This is a genomic window from Pseudomonadota bacterium (assembly GCA_022361155.1).
Lineage (GTDB): Bacteria > Myxococcota_A > Polyangia > Polyangiales > JAKSBK01 > JAKSBK01.
Window position 1 is genome coordinate 1 of sequence record JAKSBK010000392.1, and the last position, 11,382, is coordinate 11,382.

The following is an 11,382-nucleotide window of genomic DNA, read 5'->3' on the forward strand; positions in this document are numbered from 1 at the left end:
CCTAACGTTGCCGGGGCACAGGAGGCTGGTCGAAGAAATGGTGCTTCCAGCGTTTCGACGTCTTGGCGTCGGGGTCGGGTTCGCACTCATTCCGATTGACGGACTCGCTGCTTCAGTCCATCGCGGCGTGTAGCACGCGAAATCTGATCTAGTGTCCTGCATCCGTGATTACGCACATAAGTCGGCGAGCAATTCTCAGCAATCCAAAACGCGCCGCACGAAGCTTACACACGAACCCAAACGCTGAACGTGCAGCGCGCCCGCAGCAATCGCCCGAGCAGCACGCTGCCCTGCCTCGCCATGGCTACTCGATCAGGCGCAGCCCCGGAGGTAGCGATTCGCCGAATACGCGGTTGGCGTCGCTGCCCTCCAGCAGGGTGACTTCGCGCAGCATGCGTTGCCAGGTCGCCGGTGCGTTCCGCTGCGAGAGCCGATCGAGCACGCGCTCGCGAAGCTCGCTGCTCAAGTCGCGCTCGCGGTCGCCGCTCTTGCGGCAAAGCAGGACGGCTGCAAAGGCGGCGTGCTCGGTGCGGCGCCAGTCGGTTTGCAGGCAGGTCTGCAGCCAGCGCTCGGCGGTTGCCCGCGGCACCACGTTGTGCGCGCTTCCGTAGAAGGGCACGCGCGCGCCGATGCGGCCGACGCTCCACCAAGCCTGCGCGCCCTCGTCGTGGCGCAGCAGTCGCTCGATCAGCCAGTCGCCGACCTTCTCCTTGCGTTGGGGATCGATGTGCTCGAGCGATCCAGCCAGTCGCAGCATGTTGTCGTAGCCGAGCCATTTTGGACCCGCAGGCCGCTTGCGGGGGCGGGTGGCGGGCGGGCGCAGATACCATTCGAGCACGTCGAGCAGGACGCCCTGCTGCTCGGGGCCGAGACCGCCTGCTGCCCGCCGCCACAGGATCCACCACTCCGCGTGGTTCTGGCTTTCGGGCATGAACTCCACGCCAGACTCGAAGATCGTCCACAGCTCCCCCACCCGCCAGTCGTCGAGCGGGTAGCCGAAACCCGGCCGCATGCTGTAACCGGTCAGGTTGAGCCAGACCCGCTCGTGCGCGGCCGAACGCCGGCGCCGGCGCGCGCCAGCCCAAAGCGCGCCGAAGAGCTCTCTCAGCAACGGAGTGTCCCAACCGGAGCGTGGGCCGAGCAGCTTCTCCAGCGTGGCTCGGAGCGTCTTCACGTGCCGTGGCTGCACCGCTTGCGAGCTCTTGCCGTAGACGAGCCGCACCTGCTCGGTCGCTTGTGCGAAACGCGGGTGAAGCTGCGTCACGCGCCCGGCGGCCAGGCGTTCCGGTTGCTTGCCTCGAAGCACGAGCTCGAGCTTCCAGCGCTGCGCCGGATTGTCGCGCGCCACGCAGCCAAGCTCGAGGGTCCCGATCTCGGTCAGCGCGCTGACCAGCTGAACCGGGATCTCGCCGGCACCGCCGCCCGCCTTCGAGGAAAGTACCGCGGCGAGCGGAGGCAAATCCACGAAGCCGCTGCCCGCGATGCTCACCAGGTCGCCCGCGCCGTGGTGGCGCACGTCTTGGCTCGAAGAGACCAGGGAAAAGCGCACCGGCGTGCCTGTCTTGAGGGAGAAGGTGCGTTCGGGCAGCAGCACTTCTTCGCCCTCTTCCGAGCCGCGGGGCAGCAGACAAACACCACGGCGCTCGTTGTCTGCCTGGCCGAGCAGCAAGAAGTAGCTGCGCGCCGACCCGCCTCCAATGCGCAGCCCGAGACCGCGGCGCGCCAGGCCATAGGCTACGGCACCTCGCGCCACCGCGAGCTCGGGCGCGTCGTTGCGAAGCAAACGTGGCGCCGAGCTGCGCCACGAGGCCACAACCTCGAGCAGACGCGTGGCGAGCGCCGGCGAGCGGAAGACTCCCCCGTTGAGCAGGATCGTATCGGGGACGACTGGCGCGTTGCCGGACGGAGCCGCAGGGCCGAGGGCTTTCCTCGCCAGGGCGGCATGATCGGCGACAAAGGCAGCCATGTGCTTGGTGATGGCCGCGTCGGCCACGTAGGGCAGCCCGAACTCCACGATGGCGCTGCGTCGCGCATCGGGCCTGGCACCCGCTGCGACCTTGGGAAAGAAGCCGTCGAGCACCAGCCGTTCGACTTCCTGTTGGGTCACCTCGGTCGAGCGGGCGGCACCCACGAGCTTCGAGCCGCTCCCGAGCACGGTTACGCGCACCGGATCCGGTTCGGGCTGGCCCGACAGCAGCCTTTCCTTGGCGAGCCGGCATTGTTGCACGAGCTGTGCGAAACGGATTGCGCCGAGCTCGGCGCCCCTGGCGATGCGCGGCTCGCTGGCGTGAGCCAGGGCGAGGTCCATGTTGTCGCCCCCCAGCATCAGATGGTCGCCGACGGCAATGCGCGTCAAGCGCGGCCCCGAATCTCGCGGCTCGACTTGAATCAGCGTAAGGTCCGTGGTGCCGCCTCCGACATCGACCACGATCACCAGGCGCTGATCGGCGAGCTGCTCCTCGAGGTTCGCGCGATGCCGGTCGAGCCAGTGGTAGAAGGCGGCCTGCGGCTCCTCGACGAGCCTGAGCCTGGGCAGGCCCGCCCGCCTGGCTGCCTCGAGCGTAAGCGCGCGCGCTGCCTCGTCAAAGGACGCCGGTACCGTCAACACGACTTCCTGCTCGGCCAAGAGGTAACGCGGGTGCGCGAGATTCCAGGCGCTCGCCACGTGTCTGAGCGTGCACGCGCTCGCGTCGACGGGCGAGATCTTGGACACGCTTCGATCGCTGCCCCAGGGCAGGATGGCCGCATTGCGATCCACCGAAGGATGCGAAAGCCAGCTCTTGGCGCTCACGACCAGGCGACCGGGCACCTTGCTCCCGGCGCTGAGCGCAAAGCTGCCCACGACCCCCGGACAGGGCGCATGCTCATCGCCTCCCCATGGCAGCGTCAGGTCCGCCGGCTTCACTTCCCCCTCTGCGTGGTGGTAGCGCGCGGAAGGTAGCAAGGGGCGATGGTCGACCTCACCGGGCGCGGTCAGTTGAGGAATGGCCAGAATCTCGATCGCGGGCCCCGCGTTCGCTCCTGGGCCGGTGGCGGTGGCGGAGACGGCGCCGGCCAGCGCATCGGTGTCAGCGTAGGCCGCGACCGTGTGCGTGGTACCCAGATCGATGCCTACGATGAAACGCGCACCTCGAGCGCTCATGTCGGACGCTTCGCGCGCAGATCGAACTCGACGCGCCAGGGCTCGCCCTCAGCGCGCGGCAGAGCGAGCAATTCGAGCGTGCCAACTTCGGTCACGCGGGCCTGGAGCCGAACCGGAACGATCTCTCCCCGCCGCCTGCCTTCAGGCGAGAGCTCGACTTCGAGCTCCTCGAGCTCTTCGAGCTCTTGCTCGTCCCAGTGCTCGAGCGCGCTGCCGACCGTGTCCTGGCGTCGCACCGAGGAACCAAAAAAAGGCAGCCGCACGGGCTCGCCCACGACCAGACCAAACTCACGTTCGAGCGCGTCGGCCGCGCTGCCCTCCTCGAGCCCAAAAGGCGCAACGCACAGCGCGCTTAGCTGAGGCGGGATGCCTGGCACGGCGGGCATGGCGGCTTCCACGCCGACGTAGAATGCCTTGGCCGTGCCTCCGCGGATCCTGATCCCACGCCCGCGGCGCGCGTGGCAATGGTAGGCGGCTCCCCGGGCACACGCCAGGTCCAGGCTGGCGCCTTCGAGGACACGGGCGGGTTGCGCGCCAGCCGCGCGCAGCCAACCGTTCAGCACGTTCGTGGTTCGCTCGAGCAGCAAAGGTGCCCGGAATACACCGCCATTGACCAGGATCGCGGTCGGCTTCGCAAAGCGCGCGCTTGCCTCGCCGGGCGGCGCGCCGGCGTCTGCCAGCTCTGGCTCAAGGGCGCCGGCTTGGCGCGCCAAAAAGGCCGCCAGGTGTCGTGTGATGGCCGGATCCTGGGCGTAGGGCAGTCCAAGCTCGGTGAAGGCCGCGCGCGTTCGATGCCGTGGCCGCGCGTCGCTGCCCACATCGGGAAAGAAGCCCTCCACCAGCACGCTCGTTACCTCGGCGCGCGTGAGCTCGCTGCGCACCGCACCGCCGACGAGCTTGGAACCGCGCGCCGGCACCACCACGGGCACCGACTCGACGCTTGCGTCCGAGAGCAGCGTTTCCTTGGCTGCGCGACACGCGTGCGTGAGCGCGCGCATTTGCCAGGGGTCGAGACGCTTGCCCTTGGCTTGCAGCTTGGCTCGCACGGCATGCGCGAGCGCCAGATCCATGTTGTCGCCACCAAGAAGGATATGATCGCCTACCGCGACCCGATGCAGCTCGAGCGCTCCAGCGTCCTGCCTGACCGCAATCAGCGACAGATCGGTCGTGCCGCCGCCCACGTCGACCACGAGCACGACGTCCCCCACCTGGACCTTGTCGCGCCAGCGGCCACGGGAGCCCACGATCCAGCTGTACACGGCTGCTTGAGGCTCTTCGAGCAGCGTCAGGCGCTCGCAGCCAGCGCGCTTCGCGGCCGCTGCGGTAAGCTCCCTCGCCGCGGGGTCAAAGGACGCGGGAATCGTGATCGTGACGTCCTGCTGGCCGAGGGGCGCGTCTGGGTGCTCGAGCTCCCAGGCAGCCTTGAGATGCTCCAGGTAGCGGACCGAAGCCTGCACGGGCGACAGCCTGGGCACGTCCTCGGGAGCCTCGATGGGCAGGATGGCCGCCTGGCGGTCGACTCCCGGGTGGCAGAGCCAGCTCTTGGCGCTTGCGATCAGTCGCATCGGCGTGGACGCGCCCGCGCGGCGTGCCAGCTCACCCACCAGGGGTGCACCTGCTTTGCTTGGCCAGGGCAGCTGCAGGTCGGCGTCGCGAAATTCCGCTCCGTGGGGCAGGTAGGCGAAGGAGGGCAGCAACGGCCGCCGCTCGACCTCGCCCGGCGCCACCATCTGGGCGATCGCGAGGTCTTGGTGGTCCAGGGTTTCGCCGGTTCGGGTGCCGGCCGCCTCGGCTTGCTCGAAGGGCACGAAGCAAAGGGCACAGTGGGTGGTGCCAAGGTCGATGCCGACACCGAAGCGAGGTGACACAGGCTCCCCCGCTGCGCTCACGGCTCGACTCCGGCGCTCACAGCTCGACCTCGGCCGGGGTCAACACCGTGGCGTCGTGGTCCTTCGACATGCTGGGAAGCGTGACCCGGCGCACGCGCCAGCCCTTGTGGGAAAGGGTCCCGGTAAAGGGAGCCTCGCCCGTAACCCGACCCGTCACCCGAACCCGGCTGGCGTCGAAGCCCTGCTCCAGGGTGATGGTCTCGCCCTCTTGCTCGCTGCGGATCGACTCGATGTCGATGTGCTCCGCAATGGCCTTGCGGCAGCCGTCGTGCACCACACGGGCGGCCGCGCCCACGTCGGCGTCGTCCGCAGCGTCGAGACTCTCCATCACAAAGTCGACAAAGCGGCCCTCGCGCTGCAGCACGGCGAGCAGCTGGCACGCGGCGTCGGGCGTGGCCTCGCGCAACACCACCGGTTGGGGAGCCGCTTCCGGCGGCTTCGGCCCGTCGTCGGGGGCTCGCGCAGGCTCGCCCGAGTGGGCCTGGGGGCTCCGCCCCTGGGAGTCGAGCGGCCGCGACTCACGCTGAGCCTCATGATGCGGCCCAAGCCGCGGCTCGGACGAGGGCAGCGCAGTGCGCCCGAGCTCCACCACCCCGGCGGCGAATTGCGGATCGAAGAGGGTGCGGAAGAACGCGATCCACGCCAGGAAGATGCGGCTGAAGAAGGAGGGGCTAGACTCGCTCACGCGCCGGCGCTTAGCACATTCGCCTAGCCCTTGCATCGTGCTGGATCTCCGAGCGCCGGGGAGCCCTGCTGGGCGCGTGGTCAGCGACAAGGGCACCCCAGGACATCGATCCGTGCTACGATCCTCGGATACGCTTCGCGCGTCATGGACGGGGAGCGCATGGTATGCTCAAGCCGTGAGCTCAGCAGCACGACGAGCGAGCCGACGTCGCCGGACCTGGACAGGTGGCACAGTCCCCTTGGCACGGTCGGACGACGCCGACCGGGACTTTTGGCGTCAAGTCAGCGGATCAGAACGGCTTGCGGCGGCCTGGTCCCTGGCGGCCGCAGCCCACCGATTGCAACATGGAAATTCCCGAGGACTTTCGCGATCTGCTTCAGGAGTTCGCAAGCGTTAACGTGCGCTATCTTTTGATCGGGGGCCGCGTTGTTTCCAGTTCGTGCCTTTTCGTGAGGACAGGCCGAGATCGGACAGGTCGATGTCGCTTAGACTCCGAACCACATGACTAGCGTGCTCGAGCTCGTCCAGGGCATACTGCACGGCAGGAACGGCGATTACCTGCATGCCGGCCGCGAGAGCCGCCTCCACCCCCGCGGTCGAGTCTTCGAAGGCCACGCACGCGCTTGGCTCGATCCCCAGCGCCCGGGCTGCATGCAGAAATATGTCCGGAGCAGGCTTATAGCGCCCGATGCCGTCGTCCCCGCACACGATGGCATCGAAGTGTTCGAACCACGCCTTGCCGCGCGTCTTGAGATCGAACATCCGGCGCAGGCTGCTCGTAGCAACCGCCAGGGGCAGCCCCGCCCCGGCCAAATCCTCCACCAGCCGTTCGGCGCCAGCCATCGCGGCCACGTCCTGAAGCAGCGGCCTGAGCTCTCGTTCGCGCGCCTCGAGGTAGTGCTCGGGACGCAGCGGCAGCCCGAGCTCCTGCACCACGATCCCTGCTCCCAGCATGGGGTCGCGCGCCATGCAGCGGCGCTTGACCTCCCAGCCGAACCGCTTTCCGTACCGGCCCACCACGCGCTGCGCCGCCTCGGTGTAGACGCGCTCGGTGTCGAGCAGGAGGCCATCCAGATCGAAGATCGCGGCCTGTGGCGCTGCCTTGAGCAACATAGTTCGTTGATCTACCTGGACTCGAGCTCAGCACCTTAGATGTTCTTGGAGTGAACGGCAAAGAGCGGAGTGTGCTGCTGCCGGGTCGGCCCGGTGGCCGGGAGGTCTTGCGGGGTCGGCCGGCATGCACGATGTACGCGAGGTACTAGTAACACTAGTAGATCACAATCCCTGGCAAGCTGTACTAGGACTAGGCGTCCTTGGCGCCCCAGGCATACGCGATGGACAGCAGTCCGCCGAACGCGAACGCGGAAGCCAGCGAGGTGCCTAGCAAACGCCACCAAGCAATGCGCGTACCCTTGCGAGGCGGCTGCCAAACCAGCGGTCGATCGATCCAGCCGCTTACGGGCTCGAGCACGACGCGCTCGAGCTCGCCGGCCTCGATCGGAAGCCGTCTGCGGTACAGGGTGCGCTTCGGAGTCGAAACCGGACTGTTCGTGCTGCTGAAGCGCACCCTGTGCGTGCCCGACGTGTTCGTTTCGAAGCGAAGGGAGACGGGCCCGCGGTAGACCTCTCTGGCTGCTTTGTCTTGCCCCTTGGAGCTCAGGGGGGCCTCGCGAGCCGGGCGGGCGATGAAGAGCGACACCTCGAGCCCGCCAGAGGCTGCATGCGCGCGATAGGTCGCAGCATACTCGACCACGGACAGCGCCACGGCGGTGTCCTTGACGCTGCGCTCCGAATCGAGCAGGAGCTTGGGCTTGGCATGGCCATGCTGGGCTTGCGCTGGACCGGGCATCGCGACACAGCTGGCCGCCAAGCACAAACCGACCACTACTGCACTGCGACCGCGTGCTGCGCTGCCAGCGCGTGCTGCACCGGAACCGCGTGCGGTGGCGGTGCCTGCAAGGGGCTCGGTCGATCGAACGGCTCCGAGCCGCAGCTCGAGGTTGGTGCGCGGACAAACCGGGACGCAGCGCCCGCACACGTCGCAGTCGGGCCCGGGGTCGCCGGAGGCAGCATCGAGCTGCAGCCAGCACGCTTCGTTGCACAGACGGCAGTGCGCGCCGCAGCGACTCGGCGAGCTCACGGTCAGGTGCACCCGCCGCTTGCGGCCGAGCAGAGCCAGCGTGGCTCCCGTGGGACACACCGCAGCGCAGTAGCTGGTTGGACCCATCAACGCAACGGCGACCAGCAGCCCCACGAACACGCCTAGCACGCTCGAGCCACCCCCGAGCAACCAAGCCGCGTACACGGATTGCTGCAGCAAGAAATGCGGCAGCACCGTGAACAGCACGAGCTGCGTGCCGAGCAAGCTGGCAACGATCGTAGCCGCCAGCACAATGTAGCGTACGGGGCGGGTCCGAGGCAGCGCGAGGCGGTATCTACGCGGCCAGATCGTGTCGAAGAGCCACGACATGCCTCTGGCTAGTGCGCCGAAGGGGCACAGCCAGCCACAAAACCAGCGACCCGCCACCAGGGCCACCAGAGCTGGCAGCAACCAAGCAAGCAGCGTGCGCACCTGGCCCCTCGCATGCAGCAGGGCCAAGCCGCCGGCCAGTGGGTCGGCCGCCGGAAGGCCTACGTACTCGATGCCGAGCCCGCCCCCGATCAACTTGTTGGCATCGTGGGCGCGACGGGCCGTTTCGCCGCGGGGCAGCCGGGTCGAGAGCGCCTGGGGCAGCGTCCAGCCAGGCCCGCTCCAGGTGGCCAGCTGGTTGCGTTCGAGCCGCTGCCAGCCCCCGAGCAAGGGCGCCAGCAGCACGGCCGCCAGGCCCACGCACTGGGTCACGCGTCGAGCGATACGAAACGCTCGCCCCGGTCGCAATCCGCGCCGAGCCGCTCGTGCCTGCGGCAAGCAACGCCGGGCGCGTTCGCTCATACGGCAAGCCTCGAGACGTCGATGGCTCGTGGTGTCTGCGGACACAGCTCCACGCAGCGGCCGCAACCGACGCAGCTTTGTTCGAGCACGATCGGCTTTGCGGCCGGCACCAACCGAATCGCCTTACCGGGCAGCGGACAGGCGTCGTGACAGTAGCCACAGAGGCGCCCGAGAAAGGACAGGCAACGATCCGGGTCCACCACTGCCGTGCCCATGCGAACCTCGCGCGCGACTCGTGCAAGGTCGACGTTGTCCGGCTCGCTTACCGGGCTCAGGGCGCCGGTTGGACAGATGTGGGTGCAGCGCATGCACAGGGTACACGAGCGCGCCCGCACGTCGATGTAGGGCGTGAGGCTGCCATACGTTGGCTCGTCGAGACCGAAGTAGCGAATGCAGCCGTTTTCGCAGACGGTGCCGCACAACCCGCAGCGAATACAGGCAGCCCTGAAGCTCTCGTCGGGCTCGAGGGCGCTCGGTGGCCGTATCGGCGCCCGCCCCACGGGTTGCGCCACCTTGCCCAGGAAACCGAACAGGCGGGCCAGGAGCATGCCGCCGGCCGTAAGCAGCAGCCCCCCCTGCAGCACGAAATAGCGCCGGCTTACGCCCCTGCGGCGGCGCCTCACCCGGCGGCGGCGAGCGGCAGCTCGTGGCCGGGAAGGGCCAGGTCCAAAGCTCGGCAAACGCATTGGTTATAGTTATGGCACGGCCGCGACCGATCGAGTTGTTTCGTCACGGGCCCCTTTGGTCGGGGGAGCTATGAACGTAGACCCCGTGCGCCGGCTGCCAAGGGCAGCACGACTCGCTTCGCGACCTGCGGCTCGCCACCATCGCACGACTGCAATCCCTTCCTCCGGATGCGACACGGATGCCGGGACCCGAATCCGAACCGAATCCGAACCCCGAACCCCCGACCCCGAACCCCGGAGCCCGATGTCCGTACCCGACATCCGCCTCCGCATCGGCCCTCTGCCTCCGCCGCGGCTTTCTGTCTCCGTCTCGGCCTCTGCCCTCTGCTTCCGAATCCGACCTCGCTCTCGGCCTCGGGCTCCTCGGGCTCGGTCCCGCGATAGCACCCCAAGAAGCACGGCTTCGGCTGGCCGCCCAGCTAGCCGGTCGCCGAAGTCATGAAGAAACCTCCCCTACTTTGCACCAACATGTAGCTAGCGAAAAGCCGTGATGTCGATGACGCTCTTTTCGCCGGCGCGCGTCGGCAGCACCAGCCTCTTGCCATCGTACGACACCTCCACCGTACCCGCCGATCGGCTGAATACGGTCGCCTCTGCAAGCTGCTCGTCCCGCCACTTCATGCTCACCTCATGGCCACCGCGTGCTCTCAGCCCCCGGACCTCTCCGTCCTTCCACGCCGCGGGCAAGGCTGGCAGCAGCTGAATCCGCCCTGCGTGGGATTGCAGGAGCATCTCGGCCATGCCGGCCACCGCCCCCATGTTGCCGTCGAGCTGAAAGGGCGGGTGCGCCGAGAGCAAGTTCGAATAGATGCCGCTCGCGTGGCCATCGTATTTCGCGCCCGCAACCCGCACAGCGGGCCGCATGGCCATGGTCAAGAGTCGATACGCCCGCTCGCCGTCCCCCAACCGAGCCCACAGGTTCATCTTCCAGGCCAGAGACCAACCGGTACCCGCATCTCCACGCGCCTCGAGCGAGACCCTTGCAGCCTTGGCCAAATCCGGGGTCGTCTTGCGGCCAATTTGCTCGCCGGGATACACGGCGTACAGGTGCGAGACGTGGCGGTGCCTATTCTCGGGGTCGTCCCGATCTTCCGACCACTCCTGCAGCTGGCCCCAGCGGCCGATCTGCGGCGGCACCAACGCGTCGCGTGCCGCCGTTACTTGCTCTGTGAGCGCGCTATCCAAGGACAACACCTCGCTGCCCTGCAGGTAGTTGCTGAACAAGTCCCATACGATTTGCTGGTCCATGGACGCACCCGAGGAAATGCCGCCGTGCTCCGGTGAGTAGCTCGGAATCGAAGCGAGCCGGCCTTGATTGTCCTCGCTCAGGTAATCCAGCCAAAACAGCGCGACCTCCTCCATCATGGGCAAGGCCTCGGCCTGCAGAAACCCTCGGTCACCGCTGTAAGCGTAGTGCTCCCAGAAGTGCCGGCCGAGCCAGGCCGACGCCGACGGGAAGTACCCCCAGGGAAGCGCCCAACCCGGGGCCGTGTAGCCGAATGCGTTGTTCATCGTATGGACCACCCAGCCGCGTGCATTGAAGAACTCCTGCGCGGTGACGCGACCCGGCTCCCGCAAGCTCTTGACGTACTGCAGCAGCGGTTTGTGCGTTTCCGCCAGGTTGGTGACCTCGGCCGGCCAGTAGATCATTTGAATGTTGATGTTGAAATGGTAGTCCGATGCCCACGGTGGGTGTTTCGAGTTATTCCACTTGCCCTGCAGATTGGCCGGTAGGCTCCCCGGCCTGGAGCTGCTGATCAACAGATAACGACCGTACTGAAAAAACAGGGCCTCCAACCCGGGATCGCCGCTGCCCTTACCGTATGCTTCCACGCGCAAATCGGTGGCCTCGGTCGATGCCTTGGCCTTGTCCAGCCGCAGGCTCACGCGATCGAAGAGTTTCCGATAGTCCGCCAGATGCTCATGCAGCAGCAGATCGAAGTCCTTGTCCTTCGCTGCGTTCAAAGTCGCTTCGTTGAGGGCAGCATAGTCGCGGCCCTTGTAGCCGGGGTAGTCGAGCAGGTAGTCGGTGGCTGCGCACAACAGCA

7 protein-coding genes are annotated in these 11,382 nt (G+C 67.5%); all 7 read right to left on the minus strand.

Features of this window, described 5'->3' with window-relative positions; all coding sequences use genetic code 11:
* Positions 1-304 precede the first annotated feature (304 nt).
* Entirely contained in the window at positions 305-3,142 is a 2,838-nt protein-coding gene (locus MJD61_15105) for a hsp70 family protein (protein ID MCG8556599.1), read from the minus strand.
* Complete coding sequence (locus tag MJD61_15110; GenBank protein ID MCG8556600.1) at positions 3,139-5,031, minus strand: Hsp70 family protein; 1,893 nt, start codon at positions 5,029-5,031, stop codon at positions 3,139-3,141. Before MJD61_15110 ends, MJD61_15105 begins: the two co-directional genes overlap by 4 nt.
* 16 nt (positions 5,032-5,047) lie before the next feature.
* Entirely contained in the window at positions 5,048-5,716 is a 669-nt protein-coding gene (locus tag MJD61_15115) for a DUF2760 domain-containing protein (GenBank protein ID MCG8556601.1), read from the minus strand.
* A 393-nt stretch (positions 5,717-6,109) separates the two neighbouring features.
* Positions 6,110-6,829 (minus strand): HAD-IA family hydrolase, encoded by a 720-nt coding sequence (locus MJD61_15120; GenBank protein ID MCG8556602.1) that lies wholly within the window; start codon positions 6,827-6,829, stop codon positions 6,110-6,112.
* A 190-nt stretch (positions 6,830-7,019) separates the two neighbouring features.
* The gene (locus MJD61_15125; protein MCG8556603.1) at positions 7,020-8,558 is read right to left on the minus strand and encodes a 4Fe-4S binding protein; all 1,539 of its coding nucleotides are present in this window, start codon (positions 8,556-8,558) and stop codon (positions 7,020-7,022) included.
* An 86-nt stretch (positions 8,559-8,644) separates the two neighbouring features.
* Positions 8,645-9,271 (minus strand): 4Fe-4S dicluster domain-containing protein, encoded by a 627-nt coding sequence (locus MJD61_15130; GenBank protein ID MCG8556604.1) that lies wholly within the window; start codon positions 9,269-9,271, stop codon positions 8,645-8,647.
* 537 nt (positions 9,272-9,808) lie between these two features.
* On the minus strand, positions 9,809-11,382 hold a 1,574-nt coding region (locus tag MJD61_15135), incomplete at its 5' end, for a glycoside hydrolase family 95 protein (protein MCG8556605.1).

Excerpts from the sequence above, each read along its gene's own strand:
- MJD61_15105 (MCG8556599.1), bottom strand. The coding sequence starts at position 3,142 with ATGAGCGCTCGAGGTGCGCGTTTCATCGTAGGCATCGATCTGGGTACC.
- MJD61_15120 (MCG8556602.1), bottom strand. The coding sequence starts at position 6,829 with ATGTTGCTCAAGGCAGCGCCACAGGCCGCGATCTTCGATCTGGATGGC.